The sequence below is a fragment of the Hydrogenophaga sp. L99 genome (assembly GCF_058731905.1).
The window spans coordinates 311,821-328,049 of record NZ_CM178972.1 but is presented as its reverse complement, the minus strand read 5'-3'; the positions used below and the strand labels follow the sequence as shown (position 1 = coordinate 328,049).

20 protein-coding genes and 1 tRNA gene are annotated in these 16,229 nt (G+C 61.2%); 5 read left to right on the top strand and 16 right to left on the bottom strand.

Going from position 1 to position 16,229, the window contains the following annotated elements:
• Positions 1 to 24 precede the first annotated feature (24 nt).
• From AC4QBL_RS01485 to cysM, 4 genes are all read right to left on the bottom strand, one after another.
• Positions 25 to 1,065, bottom strand: coding sequence for an NAD(P)-dependent oxidoreductase (locus AC4QBL_RS01485; protein WP_472901329.1), 1,041 nt, complete (start codon positions 1,063 to 1,065; stop codon positions 25 to 27).
• A gap of 53 nt (positions 1,066 to 1,118) precedes the next feature.
• The gene (locus AC4QBL_RS01480) at positions 1,119 to 1,346 is read right to left on the bottom strand and encodes a sulfurtransferase TusA family protein (RefSeq protein ID WP_472901330.1); all 228 of its coding nucleotides are present in this window, start codon (positions 1,344 to 1,346) and stop codon (positions 1,119 to 1,121) included.
• Between the two features lie 130 nt (positions 1,347 to 1,476).
• Complete coding sequence (locus AC4QBL_RS01475) at positions 1,477 to 2,010, bottom strand: NUDIX domain-containing protein (protein WP_472901331.1); 534 nt, start codon at positions 2,008 to 2,010, stop codon at positions 1,477 to 1,479.
• 66 nt (positions 2,011 to 2,076) lie between these two features.
• Positions 2,077 to 2,979 (bottom strand): cysteine synthase CysM, encoded by a 903-nt coding sequence (cysM, locus tag AC4QBL_RS01470; RefSeq protein ID WP_472906755.1) that lies wholly within the window; start codon positions 2,977 to 2,979, stop codon positions 2,077 to 2,079.
• A 39-nt stretch (positions 2,980 to 3,018) separates the two neighbouring features.
• On the opposite strand from cysM, the gene AC4QBL_RS01465 reads away from it, so the two are divergent.
• Positions 3,019 to 3,105 (top strand) — tRNA-Leu (locus AC4QBL_RS01465).
• A gap of 2 nt (positions 3,106 to 3,107) precedes the next feature.
• On the opposite strand, the gene AC4QBL_RS01460 is transcribed toward AC4QBL_RS01465, so the two are convergent.
• On the bottom strand, positions 3,108 to 3,779 hold the full coding sequence (locus AC4QBL_RS01460; RefSeq protein WP_472906756.1) for a glycoside hydrolase family 24 protein: 672 nt from the start codon (positions 3,777 to 3,779) through the stop codon (positions 3,108 to 3,110).
• Positions 3,780 to 3,910: 131 nt separating this feature from the next.
• On the opposite strand from AC4QBL_RS01460, the gene AC4QBL_RS01455 reads away from it, so the two are divergent.
• Positions 3,911 to 4,885, top strand: a complete 975-nt coding sequence (locus AC4QBL_RS01455) for a calcium/sodium antiporter (RefSeq protein WP_472901334.1) — start codon at positions 3,911 to 3,913, stop codon at positions 4,883 to 4,885.
• Here AC4QBL_RS01455 and AC4QBL_RS01450 read toward each other — a convergent pair.
• A complete protein-coding gene (locus AC4QBL_RS01450; protein ID WP_472901335.1) occupies positions 4,882 to 5,817 on the bottom strand; it encodes an NAD-dependent epimerase/dehydratase family protein in 936 nt (311 codons plus the stop codon). The two genes, AC4QBL_RS01455 and AC4QBL_RS01450, sit on opposite strands and share 4 nt — an antisense overlap.
• Before the next feature lie 80 nt (positions 5,818 to 5,897).
• Here AC4QBL_RS01450 and AC4QBL_RS01445 point away from each other — a divergent pair, with 80 nt between their 5' ends.
• Positions 5,898 to 6,929 (top strand): CDP-6-deoxy-delta-3,4-glucoseen reductase, encoded by a 1,032-nt coding sequence (locus AC4QBL_RS01445; RefSeq protein ID WP_472906757.1) that lies wholly within the window; start codon positions 5,898 to 5,900, stop codon positions 6,927 to 6,929.
• A 46-nt stretch (positions 6,930 to 6,975) separates the two neighbouring features.
• Positions 6,976 to 7,953: a Bug family tripartite tricarboxylate transporter substrate binding protein gene (locus tag AC4QBL_RS01440; RefSeq protein WP_472906758.1), complete on the top strand. Its 978-nt coding sequence runs from the start codon at positions 6,976 to 6,978 to the stop codon at positions 7,951 to 7,953.
• Positions 7,954 to 8,034: 81 nt separating this feature from the next.
• Here AC4QBL_RS01440 and AC4QBL_RS01435 read toward each other — a convergent pair whose 3' ends face one another.
• The 5 genes from AC4QBL_RS01435 to AC4QBL_RS01415 form a co-directional block, all read right to left on the bottom strand.
• On the bottom strand, positions 8,035 to 8,628 hold the full coding sequence (locus AC4QBL_RS01435) for an SCO family protein (protein WP_472901338.1): 594 nt from the start codon (positions 8,626 to 8,628) through the stop codon (positions 8,035 to 8,037).
• Between the two features lie 65 nt (positions 8,629 to 8,693).
• Positions 8,694 to 9,599 (bottom strand): heme o synthase, encoded by a 906-nt coding sequence (gene cyoE / locus AC4QBL_RS01430; protein ID WP_472901339.1) that lies wholly within the window; start codon positions 9,597 to 9,599, stop codon positions 8,694 to 8,696.
• On the bottom strand, positions 9,599 to 10,750 hold the full coding sequence (locus tag AC4QBL_RS01425) for a COX15/CtaA family protein (protein WP_472906759.1): 1,152 nt from the start codon (positions 10,748 to 10,750) through the stop codon (positions 9,599 to 9,601). Before AC4QBL_RS01425 ends, cyoE begins: the two co-directional genes overlap by 1 nt.
• 146 nt (positions 10,751 to 10,896) lie before the next feature.
• Positions 10,897 to 11,613, bottom strand: a complete 717-nt coding sequence (locus tag AC4QBL_RS01420) for an SCO family protein (protein ID WP_472901341.1) — start codon at positions 11,611 to 11,613, stop codon at positions 10,897 to 10,899.
• Positions 11,552 to 12,289 carry an SURF1 family protein gene (locus AC4QBL_RS01415; RefSeq protein ID WP_472901342.1) on the bottom strand — a complete coding sequence of 246 codons (738 nt, stop codon included), beginning with the start codon at positions 12,287 to 12,289 and terminating at the stop codon, positions 11,552 to 11,554. Before AC4QBL_RS01415 ends, AC4QBL_RS01420 begins: the two co-directional genes overlap by 62 nt.
• A gap of 45 nt (positions 12,290 to 12,334) precedes the next feature.
• Between AC4QBL_RS01415 and AC4QBL_RS01410 the strand changes: the two genes are divergently transcribed.
• On the top strand, positions 12,335 to 12,574 hold the full coding sequence (locus AC4QBL_RS01410) for a twin transmembrane helix small protein (RefSeq protein WP_472901343.1): 240 nt from the start codon (positions 12,335 to 12,337) through the stop codon (positions 12,572 to 12,574).
• 96 nt (positions 12,575 to 12,670) lie between these two features.
• Here the strand turns inward: AC4QBL_RS01410 and AC4QBL_RS01405 are convergent, their stop codons facing one another.
• The 5 genes from AC4QBL_RS01405 to ctaD form a co-directional block, all read right to left on the bottom strand.
• Positions 12,671 to 13,552: a cytochrome c oxidase subunit 3 gene (locus tag AC4QBL_RS01405; RefSeq protein WP_472901344.1), complete on the bottom strand. Its 882-nt coding sequence runs from the start codon at positions 13,550 to 13,552 to the stop codon at positions 12,671 to 12,673.
• Between the two features lie 72 nt (positions 13,553 to 13,624).
• Positions 13,625 to 13,831: a DUF2970 domain-containing protein gene (locus AC4QBL_RS01400; RefSeq protein WP_472901345.1), complete on the bottom strand. Its 207-nt coding sequence runs from the start codon at positions 13,829 to 13,831 to the stop codon at positions 13,625 to 13,627.
• Entirely contained in the window at positions 13,828 to 14,439 is a 612-nt protein-coding gene (locus AC4QBL_RS01395; protein WP_472906760.1) for a cytochrome c oxidase assembly protein, read from the bottom strand. Before AC4QBL_RS01395 ends, AC4QBL_RS01400 begins: the two co-directional genes overlap by 4 nt.
• Positions 14,440 to 14,473: 34 nt before the next feature.
• Positions 14,474 to 14,584 (bottom strand): cytochrome oxidase small assembly protein, encoded by a 111-nt coding sequence (locus AC4QBL_RS01390; protein ID WP_472901347.1) that lies wholly within the window; start codon positions 14,582 to 14,584, stop codon positions 14,474 to 14,476.
• A 23-nt stretch (positions 14,585 to 14,607) separates the two neighbouring features.
• The gene (gene ctaD / locus AC4QBL_RS01385) at positions 14,608 to 16,227 is read right to left on the bottom strand and encodes a cytochrome c oxidase subunit I (protein WP_472901348.1); all 1,620 of its coding nucleotides are present in this window, start codon (positions 16,225 to 16,227) and stop codon (positions 14,608 to 14,610) included.
• Positions 16,228 to 16,229 lie beyond the last annotated feature (2 nt).

The window sequence follows — 16,229 nt, the reverse complement described above, 5'->3', positions numbered from 1 at the left end:
CAACGTAAGCGGCGCCGGCTCACTTCAGCGCCGGTGCAGTTCCAGTGAACTCCACTGGGAAGGTGACACCGCCTGGGGGTCTTCCTGGTCGGCGTAGTCCAGGCTGTCGAGCACCGAAAAGTCGCTGTGGCGGGTTTCCGGGTGCGAAGCCAGCGGCGACAGGCTCTCGTGAATGCGGTGCGCCACATACCAGCTGGCGCGCAGCTTGGCTTCGCGGGTGTGCGAGCCCAGGCGCGGCGTCAGGTGCAGGTTGGGCACCGCATGCAAGGGCGTGCCTTCGGCCGCAAAGCTCGGGTTGGCGCCGTCCAGCAAGCAGGCGTCAATGCGGCCATCGCACAAGGCGTGCGCCAGGGCTTCCGGGTCAAACAGCGAACTGCGGCTCACCCCCACCCACAGCTGCCCGGGCTTGCAGTGGTTCAGCAGCCGCTCGTTGATCCAGCCTTTGAAACGCGAGGCATACACCACCTGCAGCGACACCGCGTCGGAGCGGGCCAGCAGGTCTTGCGCCGTGGTGGGCTCCACACCGAGCTTGTCCCAAATGGGGGCCGCGTGGTGCACGGCAGGGTCGTAACCGAGCAAGCGCACGCCCAGGCTTTTGAGCATGGGCGCCAACGTGTGCGCCACCGGCGCCAGCCCCAGCAAGCCCACGGTGCTGCCGGCGAGTTCGCGGCCCATGCGCACCTGCGAAATTTTGCGTCCCAGCAAGGCGCTGATCATGCCTCGGCGGTACAGCATGAGCAGGCCGTAGAGCACGTATTCGGCGTTGGAACGCACCGTGGCACTGCGCGCCTGGATCACCCGGACCTGGCGGCGCGCACATGCGTCAAGATCGGTGTTGTCGCTGGAAATCTGCATGCGGGCCACCAGCTGCAGCTTGGGTGAGAAGTCCAGAAATTCTTGCGACACGATCACATGCGGCGGCAGCACGATGGCGCGCGTCTTGTACATGTTTTTGCGCAGCTCGATCGGGTCATCACCGAGCTCGGGCCGGTAGCTCACATCATGACGCTCCTGAAGCCAGCCAAGGGCTTCAGGCACCAGCGGGTCAACCAGCAAGACTTCCATGTTGCGCGCGGTGGCCGTGTCAGCGCTGGTGGTTCAAAAAACCAGCGTGCCGATCAGCGGCGTTTCAGCAGCGTGAAATGATCGCTGCCCACCGACTGCTGCTCGAGCAGTTCGTTACCCGTTTGTTTGGCAAAAGCCTGGAAGTCGCGCACCGAACCGGCGTCGGTGGAGATCACACACAGGGTTTGGCCGCTGTGCATGTCAGCCAGGGCTTTCTTGGCCTTCAAAATAGGCAGCGGGCAGTTCAGGCCACGGGCATCGAGTTCTTTGTCGGCTTGCATGGGGTGTTCCTCAGGATGGCTGATTCTAAGCGGGCTGACACGCCACGCGCGGTACGGGGGCAAGCCAGCCCAACGCAGGTGTGCAGCAGGGCACGGTTTTGTTAGACGGGTGCGCCGGGGACAGGGCCACTCAACCGCCGGACGGTGGAGACTCCAGAAACGCAGGTTCGATACCCCGGCCACGCAGCCAGTCGGCCAGCGCAAAGCCGGTACCAGCGCGCCAGCAGCGCACCTGCTCGGGGCGCAAGAGCTTGTATTCAAGCAGCTCGGCTGAAAGCCGCACATCGCCATGGGCAACCGCGTGGTAAGTGATCAGCACCTGGTTCATGCGCTGGAAATCGTGCACGCCCACCAGATTCAACTGGCTGACCTGCAGGCTGGTTTCTTCGGCAATTTCACGGCGAATGCCGTCTTCGGGGGTTTCGCCAGCCTCCATGAAGCCGGTGATGAGGCCGAACATGCGGTTTTGCCAGGCGGCATTGCGCGCCAGCAGCACCAGACCGTCCACCTCGACAATGGCCGCCAGCACCGGAGTGGGGTTGTTCCAGTGGGTGAAACCACAGGCCGCGCAGCGCAGGCGCTGGGTCAGGCCACCGTCTTCTTCTTTGCCGATGAGCGCCAGCGGCCCGGCGCAAGACGGGCAAAACCGAAATTCGGTGTTCATGCCATCAGCCTTTGGTGTTGAATTGGGTCGCGGCCTGAGGAGCCGGTTCCCGTGTGAAACGCACCATCAAGCGGGGAACACGCCGGTTGACAGGTAGCGGTCACCGCGGTCGCACACGATGAAGGCGATGGTGGCGTTTTCAACCTGTTGCGCCACCTGCTGAGCGACCCAGCAGGCGCCGGCGGCCGAGATGCCCGCAAAAATACCTTCTTCGCGAGCCAATCGGCGGCACATGTCTTCGGCGTCGGCCTGGCTCACGTAAATCAACTCGTCCACGGCGCTGGGGTCGTAAATTTTAGGCAGGTACTCCTGCGGCCATTTGCGAATGCCCGGAATGCGCGAGCCTTCACTGGGCTGGGCGCCCACAATGCGAACCGCCGGATTTTTCTCTTTCAAAAACCGCGACACGCCGGTGATGGTGCCGGTGGTGCCCATGGCGCTCACGAAATGGGTGATGCGCCCTGCCGTTTGCTCCCACAACTCGGGGCCGGTGGTCTCGTAATGGATGCGCGGATTGTCGGCGTTGGCGAACTGGTCAAGCACCCGCCCCTTGCCGTCGGCCTGCATGCGGTCGGCCAGGTCGCGGGCCGACTCCATGCCACCGCTCTTGGGCGTGAGGATCAGTTCGGCACCAAAAGCCTTCATGGTCTGGGCCCGCTCGATCGAAAGGTCCTCCGGCATGATCAGCACCATGCGGTAGCCCTTGATGGCTGCCGCCATGGCCAGCGCAATGCCGGTGTTGCCCGAGGTGGCTTCAATCAGCGTGTCACCGGGCTTGATGTCGCCCCGCTCTTCGGCGCGCCGGATCATGGACACCGCAGGCCGGTCTTTCACCGAACCGGCCGGATTGCTGCCCTCCAGCTTGCCCAAAATCACGTTGCCACGGGCCTTGTTGTCGGCCGCGCCAATGCGCTGCAAGGCCACAAGCGGGGTTTTTCCAATCGCGTCTTCAATGGTCGGGTAGTTCATGGTCAACACTGTGCCATAATTTGTGGCTTACGAATTCCCGCCCGGGTGGTGAAATTGGTAGACGCAGGGGACTCAAAATCCCCCGCCAGAGATGGCGTGCCGGTTCGATTCCGGCCCCGGGCACCAAATCAAGGCCGTGCAGCACCTGCTGCACGGCCTTTTTGTTGCGTGTCTGGTGTTGAAAGAGCCGTTTTGGGCACCCTGGCCAGCTCGTCTTGCAGTACACGCTGGTACACACGCGGCAGCTCGCGGCTCATGCTGTTGTTTTCAATGCCGTAGCCCAGGCTCGTCCAGGTGCCCGAGAGGCGCCGCAGCACCGGCTGTACACGCCCTTGGCGCAGCTGGGCAGACAGGTTGCCCCATCGGGGCTCGGACAACCATGCGTACACCACCGCGTCCTGATGGATCGGCGCAAAGCTCAGCTGCGTAGCGTCCAGGGGATCGCTGGTGCGGTCGGGGTGGTGGCGTGCGGCCAGTTCGACCCAGGTACCCGCCAACAGCTGGTAGCGCCCGGCGGCCGTGGAACAGTTGCCCTTATTGGGGCCGCGCCCGATGCGCTCGCAGCGGTTGGGGTGCTTGTCCAGTGTCCAGACGTAGCTGCCACCGTAGAGCACGTGGTAAGGGCGCAACACGTTGGATTCACTGGCTGAAATGGTGCGCATGAGCGCTCGCAGGTAGGGGTCTCCGCCTTGCATGACCAGCGCACGCGTACCCGGCATCAGCAGCACCGGGCGCCACCACCACAGCATCAGCAGCATCAAGGCCGCCACACCCACAGCAGCCCCCACACGCCAGCGCATGGGAGCACCGGGGGCGACTGGCTCAGAGCGTGAAGAACGGGGTGTGAACATGTGGCCCTGTGTAGGAACAGGCCGAAAGAGCCTGAGACAATAAGCATTGTCCAACACCCTGCCGCTGCGCACCGTCCACCATGTTGCTGCCCTCTCTTGCCATCCTTGTCGGCCTTGCCTTGCTGGTCTGGAGTGCCGACCGTTTTGTTGAAGGTGCGTCGGCCACGGCGGGGCATTATTCCGTGCCGCCCTTGCTAGTGGGCATGTTGATTGTGGGTTTTGGCACCTCGGCACCTGAGATGGTGGTGTCCACCCTGGCGGCCAGCCAAGGCAACCCGGGGCTGGCGCTGGGCAACGCCTGGGGCTCCAACATCGTCAACATCGCGCTGATTCTGGGCGTAACAGCCCTGATCTCGCCCATCATCGTGCACTCGATGATTTTGCGCAAAGAGCTGCCTATCTTGGCGGCCGTGACGGCGTTGTCGGCCTACCTGGTGTGGGACGGTCAGATCACCCGGCTGGACGCCTGGGTGCTGCTGGCGGTGTTTGGCGTGCTGGTGACCTGGTCAATCGTGGAAGGCATGCGCGGCGGCAGTGACGCGCTGGCTGTGGAAACAGCAACCGAGCTGAAGGCGCACGCGATGCCGCTGAAGCGTTCGCTGATGTGGCTGGTGCTGGGCTTGCTGGTGCTGATCGCCAGTTCCCGGCTGCTGGTTTGGGGCGCGGTCACGATTGCGCAATCGCTCGGCGTGAGCGACCTGATCATCGGCTTGACCGTGGTGGCGGTGGGCACATCACTGCCCGAACTGGCCTCTTGCGTGGCCGCCGCACGCAAAGGCGAGCACGACATCGCGCTGGGCAATGTGCTGGGCTCCAACCTGTTCAACACGCTGGCCGTGGTGGGTATTGCTGGAGCGATTTCGCCCATTCAGATCGAAGCCGTCTCCATCTCGCGCGACCTGACCGTCATGGCGGGCCTGACGCTGGTGCTGTTCGTCATGGGCTGGGGCTTTCGCGGGCGCCCGGGGCGCATCAACCGCTGGGAAGCGGGGGCGCTGCTGGCGGCTTACCTGGCCTACACCGGCTGGCTGCTGAGCACGATTGCGGCCGCCTAAGAGGGAGCGGCCGGGCTCACCAGCCCCTCTGCCACGGTGGGGTAGTTCAGGTGCAGCCGCAGTTCGGTTTTCATGCGTTGGTTGTGCAACCGACGCGACTCGCTCATGAAACTGAGCAACATCAACGGCAACTGATCGCCCGCGGCATCGCGCGCAATGCGGGGCGGGCGCGTCAGGCCGTAGAGGTCGGCGGCCAGGTCGAAGTAATCGCCCATCTTCAGCTGGGTGTCGTCCACCACGTTCACGTTGCGCTGCGGGCGGCCGCGCCACAGGGCGAGCACGCAAGCGCGCGCCAGGTCGTCCGCGTGGATGTGGTTGGTGTACACGTCATCGGCCTCGCGCAGCACAGGCGTGCCACGCAACAGACGCTCACGCGGCGTGCCACCGGCCCGGTCGGACGCGTAAATGCCCGGAATGCGCAGCACGGAAGTGCGCACACCGGTGGCGCGGCCCAGCCAATGCACGGCAGCTTCGGCGTCCACCCGGCGCCAGGCGCGCGGTGTGCGCGGCTGGGCGGGGGTGGCTTCGCTCACCCAGCGGCCCTGCCAGTCGCCGTAAACACCGCTGGTTGACCCATACACCAGCGCTGCTGGCACCGAGCGCTGCGCCAGCGCACGCACCAGGGCGCGGGTGCGCGGGTCGAGCCGCCAGTCGGCCTGTTCGCCTGAGGGCGGCGGCGCCAGGTGCAGCACCCGGGTGGCCAGGCCTGCGAGCCGCTGCAGGCTGCGGGCATCGTCCAGGTTACCCAGCAAGGGCGTGATGCCCTGCGCGCGCAGGCTGGCGCAGCGATCGGGCGACGACGTGAGCGCCAGGATGCGCGCGCGCGCGCCACCGCCGAGCACGCTGGCAGCGCGCTGACCGACATCGCCACAACCAATGATCAGGACCCGCTCACGCCGAAAGCGTGCGGGCAAAGCGCCAAGTAGGCTCATGCGAATTCCGAATTTGCGACAATGGAAAATTACCGGTGCGGCTGCGGCACACCGAAGGCACCTCAACACCCACAGACTGTATGACATTCACCATCACCGTTCAGCCCAGCGGACGCATCTTTGAAGCCCAACCCGATGAAGCCATTTTGGCCGCTGGCATTCGCCAGGGCATTGGTTTGCCCTATGGCTGCAAAGACGGCGCCTGCGGCTCGTGCAAGTGCAAACTGTTGTCGGGCAGTGTGACCCACGGCGCTCACCAGGCCAAAGCGCTGAGCGCCGATGAAGAAGCCGCCGGCTATGTGCTCACCTGCTGCGGCGTGGCGCACAGCGACGTGGTGCTGGAATCGCGCCAGGTCACCGAAGCGGGTGCATTCCCCATCAAAAAAATGCCGGTGCGCGTGAGCGCGCTCGAACGCGTGTCGCACGACGTGATCGTGCTGCGGCTGCAACTGCCGGCCAGCGACGCCTTTCAGTACCACGCGGGTCAGTATGTGGAATTTTTGCTGCGCGACGGCGACCGCCGCAGCTATTCCATGGCCAATGCCCCGCACACGCAGGCCGGCCAACCGTCGGTGGAACTGCACCTGCGCCACATGCCCGGCGGCAAGTTCACCGACCACGTATTTGGCACCCTGAAAGAAAAGGACATCTTGCGCATTGAAGGGCCTTACGGCAGCTTCTACCTGCGCGAAGACAGCACCAAACCCATGGTTTTCCTGGCTTCGGGCACGGGTTTCGCCCCCATCAAGGCCATCATCGAGCACATGCAGTTCAAGGGCATCACCCGCTCCACCACACTGTACTGGGGCGGGCGCCGCCCGGCTGACTTGTACCAGAGCGCCTGGATCGAAGCCCAGTTGGCCAGCATGCCCCACCTGCGCTATGTGCCGGTGGTGTCAGACGCGCTGCCGGAAGACCAGTGGACCGGGCGCACCGGCTTTGTGCACCAGGCGGTGCTGCAAGACTTCCCCGATCTCTCTGGCCACCAGGTGTATGCCTGCGGTGCGCCCATCGTGGTGGAGTCAGCCCGCACCGACTTCAGCGCGCAAGCCGGACTGCCGCCAGAAGAATTCTTTGCCGATTCATTCACCAGCGCAGCCGACAAGGCTTGAGCAAGCTCTCTCGCCGCGCCAAAACCCCGCAAAAGGAACTCTCGCCATGTTGAACCGCCGCCACCTCATCACCTCTTTGGCCCTGGGCGCTTCGGCGTTGGCCTTGCCCGCGGCCGCTCAGGCGCAAACCACCACCACGCGCATCGTGGTGCCATTTGCGGCGGGTGGCCCCATTGATGTGACGGCGCGGATCCTGGCCGAGGCGGTCAAAGGATCGCTCGGCACGGTGATCGTTGACAACCGCCCCGGTGCGGGTGGCAACATTGGCGTGAGCGCTGCAGCCAAGGCCGCGCCCGACGGTTTGACGCTCGGCATCGCCACCACTGCTTCGCATGGCATCAACCCTTGGCTGTTCACCAAGCTGCCCTACGACCCGGCCAAAGATTTCTCAGCGGTCACGCAGATGCTGCGGGTGCCCAACGTGCTGGTGATGAACGCGGACGCTGCCAAGCGGCTCAACATCAACAGCCTGGCGGATCTGATCGCCTACGCCAAGGCCAACCCCGCCAAGCTCAACTACGGCTCGGGTGGTAACGGCAGCGCGGGCCACCTGGCCGGCGAAATGTTCAAAAACCAGGCGGGCATTTTTGCGGTGCACATTCCCTACAACGGTGGCAACCCGGCACAGCTGGGCCTGCTGTCGGGACAGGTCGATTTCAACTTTGACAACCTGGCCACCGCAGCACCCAACATCCGATCGGGCAAGCTGAAGGCGTTGGCGGTCACCACCGCGCAGCGCGCTGCCGCCATGCCCGAAGCACCGCCCGTTGCGGACACCCTGCCCGGCTTTGAAATCGACACCTGGTGGGGTTTGGTGGTGCCGGCCGGCACGCCGCCAGAGACCGTGCGCAAACTCAATGCGGCCTTCACCGAAGCTTTGCGTTCGCCCGAAGTGAAAACGCGATTCGCCAGCCTGATGGCCGAACCTGCGCCCAGCACGCCTGAGCAGTTTGAAACCTTCATGGCGCGCGAGCGCAGCAAGTACGAGCGCGTGGTCAAAATCAGCGGCGCGAAAGTCGACTAAAGCGCTAACCAGCCGCCCCAATGACAACGGCACCCCAAGAGGTGCCGTTGTCATTGGGGCGCAGCTTTGGGCTGACGGCACTCACTCGTTAAGCAGCCGCTTCACGTCATCGGCCAACGCCTGCGCGCCGCTGCCATAGCGGTGGTAAAGGCGCACACGGCCCGTGGCGTCGTACACGTAGCTGCCGGCCGAATGGTCCATGGTGTAACTGGTGGGGGTGCTGCCCGGGACCTTTTTGTAATAAATACGGTAGCTCTTGGCCAGTGCAGGCAAGGCGTCTGGAGCAGCGTACAGGGCCAGAAAACTGGGGTCAAAGTTGGCCATGTATTCCTTCATGATCTCGGGCGTGTCGCGCTCGGGGTCGATGCTGACAAAAAGGCCCTGCAAACGCTCGCCATCGGCACCCAGCAGGCGCCGGGCCTCGGCCAGTTCACCGAGCGACGTGGGGCACACGTCGGGGCATTGGGTGAAGCCAAAGAAAACCACCACAGCCTTGCCCTTGAAGTCGGTCAGTGTGCGCGGTTGTCCGTTGTGATCGGTCAGCGAAAAGCCGGTGGCGTAATCAGCACCTGTGATGTCAATGCCGGTAAAAGCCGGTTTGTTCTCACCACAGGCAGCCAGCAAAACCAGAGCGCCCATAAGCACGGCTCGACGGATCAGCAGAAAAGGGGTCATGAGCGGGTCCAGGAAAACGGGATGGGCTTGATGAACTTGGTGCGCGCAACGCACAACGGACCGTGTCAGAGGTAATGGTCGATCAGCAGCGCTGCGAACAGCAACGACAAATGGATCAAGGAAAAGCGGAAGGTTTTTCGGGCCAGCGCATCGGAATAATCCCGCCACAGCACGTAGGCGTAACCGGTAAACCCAATGCTCAGCACCACCGCCACCGCGAGATAAAACCAGCCGCTCATGCGCATGACGAAGGGCATGAGACAAGCCGCAAACAGCACCAGGGTGTAGAGAAAAATCTGCAACCGGGTGAACTCAGAGCCGTGCGTCACCGGCAACATGGGCAGGCCCGACTTGCGGTAGTCCTCCACCCGGTACAGTGCAAGCGCCCAGAAGTGGGGGGGCGTCCAGAGGAAGATGATGAGGAAAAGAATCAGCGCCTCTGGAGACACCACGCCGGTCATGGCCGCCCAGCCCAACACTGGGGGCATAGCACCCGAGGCGCCGCCAATCACAATGTTTTGCGGTGTGAGCGGCTTCAAAATCACGGTGTAGATGACCGCATAACCCACAAAAGTGGCAAAGGTCAGCCACATCGTGAGCGGGTTGACCCAGAAGTACAGAATGCCCGAACCCATGGCGCACAGCACGGCCGAAAAGGTCAAGGTCTTGAGGTTGGACAGCTCGCCCTTGGCGGTAGGTCGCCAGGCGGTGCGTTTCATCTTGGCGTCAATCTGCTGCTCAACCACGCAGTTGAAGGCCGCAGCGGCACCCGCCACCAGCCAGATACCGAAGGATGCAATGGCGGCCAGTTGCACCTGCGCCCAGGTGGGCACACCCGGTACGGCAAGCACCATGCCGATCAGGGCGCAAAACACAATGAGCTGGATGACACGCGGTTTGGTGAGCGCGTAAAACTGCCGCCAGGCAGGTGGCAGGGCAACGGCAGTGGGGTTGGAAGACGCGGAGCTCATCAGATGGATCGAGAGGTGGTGAGTGCAGGCGCGCTCACGGGTTGATGGGCTGTGCGGGTGCTGAAAATGGCGCCGGTCATGACCACCACGAGCGCTGCTGCGCCACCGGTGTGACTCACGGCGGCCAGCAGTGGCCAGTCGAGTACCACGTTGGTCAAACCGGTAAAAAACTGCCACAGGGCCAAGGCCACCAGCCAAAGCGCCGTGTTCCGCATACCGGCCACCGACCACAGGCGCCAGACCAGCCAGAACAAGGCCGCAAAAACCACATAGGCGCTGAGCCGGTGCACGTAATGAATGGCGGTCAGCGCCGCAAATGCAATGGCTTCACCGGTCCGGTTTTGCCCCAGTTCGCGCCACAGGGTAAAGCCGTGCTGGAAGTCCATGTCGGGCCACCAGCGGCCCTGACAGGTCGGGAAATCACTGCAAGCGAGCACCGCGTAGTTGGTGCTGACCCAACCGCCCAGTGCGATCTGAATCCAAAGCAACACGTAGACCAAACCCAGCGCCAGCCGGGTGTTGGGTGGCAACGACACGGGCGCTGCCGCACCCGGCGAAGCCAAGGCATAGCCGGTCGCTTGTGCGCGCAGCAAAGCCAGCAAGGCCATGCCGCCCAGCAGATGCAACGTCACGATGGCGGGGAACAGTTTCATGGTGACCGTGAGCGCACCAAAGGCGCCCTGCAGGCACACCCAGACCAGCGTGACCAATGGCCATACGTAAGACACAGAGATACGTCGGCGCTCAATCCAGCTGACGCTGGCCAGCACGATGATCAACACCCCCACGGCGGTGGCCAGGTAACGGTGGATCATTTCGATCCAGGCTTTGGAGAACGTGACCGGTCCGGTGGGCATGGCTTCTTGAGCCGCCGCAATGGCGCTGCTGGCACCTACCGGGCTGGCACTGCCGTAGCAACCCGGCCAGTCGGGACACCCCAGACCGGAGTCGGTCAATCGGGTAAAGGCGCCAAACAGGACCAGGTCAAACGTGAGAAACAAGGTCATCAGCGTCAACATGCGCAACCGCTGGGCCGGTGCGGCGTGGCGGTTGCGCACCCACACCCAGGCCAAGGGCCCAAGGGCAATCACCACACCCAGAAACATGATCCGGGCAATGGGTGCCAGGTCGTACAACGCTTGGGTTTCCATGTCAGAAGCTCAATAAACCGCCCCGACCGAAACGGCCGCGCGGCAAGACAAATTAAAAATACTTGAACAGCCTGCGCAACACAGGGCATCGGTGCCGCACGACCCGCGGCACGCACAGGAGCCGCTCAAAGCCCAGGCGCGTTGCATCAGCGGCCCGCCTTGTCCCAAAAAGACGAGGCTCGCAGCAGGCGATCAAGGTCACGCTTGGCCTGCTTGGGGTCCACATTGGCGGGAAAGCGCATCATCCAGTTACCCAATGGGTCCACCACGTACAAATGGTCTTCCAGACGCTGCCCCGGGGCTGGTTCAAGCCAGTTAGCCAGTTGCGCAGCGTCAACCTGCAGCACGGTTGCAGCAGCAGTGGCTTGCAACATGGGTTCGCTCAGCGGCGTATCTCCGGTGCGCAACCAGACCCAGTCCAGCCGGTCCTTTTCTTTGCCCAGTGTTTCACGAAGCTGGCGCTGCAAGTACAGGTGCCTCTGGCAAGCGTCATCGCAAGCGCTGTCGGCTACGCTGATGAGCAACCATTGGTCTTTGAGTTGCTCGAGCGGCTTGGCCTGGCCTTGGGCATCGATTCCCGCGAAAGCAGGCAGTGGGCGCTGCGGGTTTACCAGTTCACCGTAATTGCGGCGGCCTTCAGGGCGCACCACGTAGTAAGTGAAATAAGAAGCTATGACGGGTGCGGTGCACACCAACAGCAGGGCGAGCATTTTCCAGCGCCCGGCCCGGGTGCTGGCTGCACTGCGGGCACTGGCCTGGTCCAGTTGGGGCAAGCTATGCACAGTCATGGTCAACGGTTCATCAGGCGTCTGTGCCATTGGGAGTGCGCTTTCGGCGGGGAGAGAGGAATTGGAACCAGACATACAAAATGCCAGCGAGGGCACACAAGCCGAACCATTGAAACGCATAACCGTGGTGCTTTTGCACGCCTGCGGTGATGCTGGGCCAGTTGCGCTGCAGTCCGTCTTTCATGTCGCCCGTTTGTAGAACTGAAACATCCAGCAGGGCAAGCCCTGTTTCCTGCGACAACGCGGCGACGTCGATATTTTGCCGGATCGGCCCGGACCCCGCGTCACCCAGTTCAAAAAGCTTGCCCGGTGCAGGGGCCAAACGCCCTTGAATGCGAATAACACCCACGGGTGTTTCTACCTGAGGCACCCGACTGCGGTCGGTGAAATCCCGCGGCACCCACCCTCGCTGCACCAATATCACCCGATCACTCCCAGTCAGCCGCAAGGGTGTGACAAGGAAAAACCCCACCCTTCCGTCCATCTGGCGGTTGTCAAGAAAGATATCGATCCCGGTCACCCACTCTCCAGTGAGGCGAACGGAGCGGTGCAAGCCGACTTGCGGGTCTGCAGCCTCAAACAGGTTGCGTTCGGTCCAGGCTGTCAGCTCGCTGCGCTGTTGAATCTGGTCCTGAAGAGCCTGCTTTTGCGAGGCCCGTCCTAGCTGCCACACGCCCAGCGCGCTGGTCACCCCCATGGTGATGAGCGTTGCCAGAGTGACGATCCAAAAGCGTACAAGTCGGGGACTCATGGCCTGGCTACGTCAGAAATCACAAAGAACCGGATAATGTGCCGCATGAAATACCTTGTCATTGCCGCTTTTGTCGCCATTTTGGGCAGCTTGGGAGCTGCGTTGCTGTACATGATGCGGGGAGGAGCAACCAACCCATCAGACAGCGAAGGAATGCCCCGCAAAAATCACATGGCACGTGCGCTGGCGTTCAGGGTGGGGTTTTCCATCCTGCTTTTTCTGGTCGTTTTGATCAGCTACTGGATGGGTTGGATCAATCCAACAGGCTTGCCTATGCAGCCCTGACTTCCCACTCAACGTGGGTTCAAGAAAAAAGCGCCCAGTGGCGCTTTTTTCTTGGGTTTAAAGGGCCCGCTAATTGCTGCTAAGACCCATCATGGTTTAGAGCCAGTAAACCAGAATATACAAACCGAGCCAGACCACGTCCACAAAGTGCCAGTACCAGGCCGCGCCTTCAAAGCCAAAATGGCTCTTTGCGGTGAAATGGCCCCTCTGCAGGCGCAACGTGATGAACAGCAGCATCAACATGCCAACGAACACGTGAAAACCGTGAAAGCCCGTCAACATGAAGAACGTCGAGCCGAAGATGCCTGAGGACATTTTCAGGTTCAAGTCAACATAGGCGTGGTAGTACTCGTAGCCTTGCACGCACAAGAACACCACACCCAGAATCACCGTCATCCACATGAACGCGATGGTTTTGCTGCGATTTCCAGCCTGCAAGGCATGGTGTGCAATGGTCAGGGTCACGCCCGAAGTCAGCAGCAAGGCGGTGTTGATGGTGGGCAGCCAGAATGGTCCCATGGTCTGGAATGGCTCAACGATACCGGCGGGAGACGCTGTAGCACCGGCCTGCACGCTCGGCCAAATCGACGTGAAGTCAGGCCAGATCAGCGCATTTTCAATGTTTCCCAGTGCGGGCACAGAGTGCACCCGAGCCCACCACAGCGCGGTGAAAAACGCGCCGAAAAACATCACCTCGGAAAAAATGAACCAGCTCATGCTCCAGCGGTACGACAGATCAATCTTGTGACCGTACAAACCGCTTTCGCTTTCGTTCACAGCATCACGAAACCACTGAAACAGCACGATGGACCAAAAGGTCAGTCCAAAGGCCAAAGAATAGGCGCCCCATTCGACCCCATTAATCCACTGGCCGGCACCCAGAATCACGAAAAACAGACCAAAGGAGGCCATGACGGGGTGACGCGAAGGCCCCGGAACGTAGTAATAAGGCGTCGTGCCGTGTGTTGCTGCTGACATGCTCACTCCTAATTGCTTTCGCTTATATGAATATTGGAAAAATTAAATAACGGTTGCTGACTCGAACCACGTCTAAGCCACAACCCAGTTCACGAGCAAGATCAAAGCGAAGACGAACAACAGCGCCATCAGCACACCCACCACCATGATGTGTATCGGGTTGAGTTTGGCGATGTCGCTTTGATAGTCTGCATTGCGCCTGACACCCAGAAAACCCCAAAGAACGGCCTTGACGGTACCGCTGATGGAGCCTTTGCGCCGATGAACAGGCTCGGTCATACCGGGTCTACCGCCTTGGGCAACATCACCGGCGTCTGAACAGCCACATCCTGCGGAGCCTGCGGCACCTTGCCACCCACCTCAAAGAAAGTGTACGAAAGCGTGATGGTGGTGACGTCTTTGGGAAGGCGCGGGTCAATGACAAACGCCACTGGCCATTCTTTCTTTTCACCCGGCGCCAGTGTGTACTGGGTAAAACAGAAGCACTCCAGCTTGTTGAAATGGGCAGATGACTGCTTCGGTGCGTAGCTCGGTATGGCCTGCGCTGCCATGGTTCGGTTCTGGATGTTCTGGAACTCGTACACCACCGTGGTCAATTCACCGGGGTGGACTTCCATCGAACGCACGGCGGGTTTGAAGTGCCAGGGACCCCTGGTGTTGACATCAAACTCGACCGTGATGGTCCGGGAACGATCCACCTGGGTGTTGGTTGGCGACGTGGGACGTGAACCAGGCACCTCCAACTCTGAACGGGCAAGTATGTTGATACCTGTCGCTTCACAGATGGCTTCGTAGATGGGCACCAGCGCATAGCCGAAACCAAACATACCCAGCGTAATCACGCCAAGCTTGCCGACCATCTTGAAGTTTTCGCTGCGCAATCCCATGGGGTACTTTTCTCAGTTTGCTCGTGAAGAGCGATCAACCACCAAAGAAAACCAGTTTACCGATGAAGCCCAGAAAAAAAACCAGCGCCACAGAACCCAGGATCAGGCCCAGGCGCAGGTTGTTCTTTTTTTGTTCAGACGACATATTTTCAACGGATCCAGACAATTTCAGCCGATCACTTTCGTGGCGGTGGCGTCCAGCTTCGGTGGATTTTCGAAGGTATGGAAAGGCGCTGGAGATGGAACTTCCCACTCCAGACCTTCTGCGCCCTCCCAAGGCTTCTGTACGGCTTTCTCGCCTTTTCCACGCATGGCGGGAATGATCACGGCAACGAAGAAATACACCTGCGCGAGGCCGAAGGCCAAAGAGCCAACCGAAGCCAATGCGTTGAAGTCAGCAAACTGCATGGGGTAGTCGGCGTAACGGCGTGGCATACCGGCCAGACCCAGGAAGTGCATGGGGAAGAACGTGACGTTGAAGGAGATCATCGACCACCAGAAATGGATCTTGCCCCGTGTCTCGCTGTACATCACACCGGTCCACTTGGGCAGCCAGTAGTAAATGCCGGAGAACATGGCAAACAGCGAACCGGCCACCAGAACATAGTGGAAGTGTGCTACCACGTAATAGGTGTCCTGCATCTGGATATCAATGGGAGCCACCGACAGAATCAGGCCCGTGAAGCCACCCAGGGTGAACACGAAGATAAAACCGACAGCCCACAACATGGGGGTCTCGAAGGTCATCGAACCCTTCCACATGGTCGCGATCCAGTTAAAGATCTTGACGCCCGTGGGAACGGCAATCAGCATGGTCGAGTACATAAAGAACAGCTGTCCTGTCACTGGCATGCCGGTGGTGAACATGTGGTGTGCCCACACGACGAACGACAAAATGGCGATGGAGCCAGTGGCGTACACCATGGACGCGTAGCCAAACAGTTTCTTGCGCGCGAATGCGGGTACCACCTGGCTCACGATGCCGAAGGCCGGCAAGATCATGATGTAAACCTCGGGGTGGCCGAAGAACCAGAAAATGTGCTGGTACATCACGGGATCACCGCCGCCGGCGGGGTTAAAGAAGCTGGTGCCAAAGTGGCGATCTGTCAGCGTCATGGTGATGGCGCCAGCCAACACGGGCATCACAGCGATCAACAGGTAAGCGGTGATCAGCCAGGTCCAGCAGAACATGGGCATCTTCATCAAGGTCATGCCGGGGGCGCGCATGTTCAAGATGGTGACGATGATGTTGATCGAACCCATGATGGACGACGCACCCAGGATGTGCATGGCAAAAATACCAGCGTCCATGGATGGGCCCATTTGCAACGTCAGCGGTGCATACAGCGTCCAGCCGGCGGCGGGAGCACCACCGGGCATGAAGAACGACGACACCAGCATCAGTGCAGCAGGAATCATCAGCCAGAAGCTGAAGTTGTTCATGCGCGCAAAGGCCATGTCGGAAGCGCCGATTTGCAATGGAATCATCCAGTTAGCAAAACCGACGAAGGCCGGCATGATGGCGCCAAACACCATGATCAGGCCGTGCATGGTGGTGAGCTGGTTGAACAACCCAGGGTTGACCAGCTGCAAGCCAGGCTGAAACAGCTCGGCGCGGATCAGCAGGGCCAGTACACCGCCCACCATGAGCATGGTGAAGGAGAACAGCAGGTACAGCGTACCAATGTCTTTGTGGTTGGTGGCGAAGACCCAACGGCGCCAGCCCGTGGGGGCGTGGTGGTCGTGGTCATGGCCATGTGCGTCGTGGTGGTCAAGAACTGCACTCATGA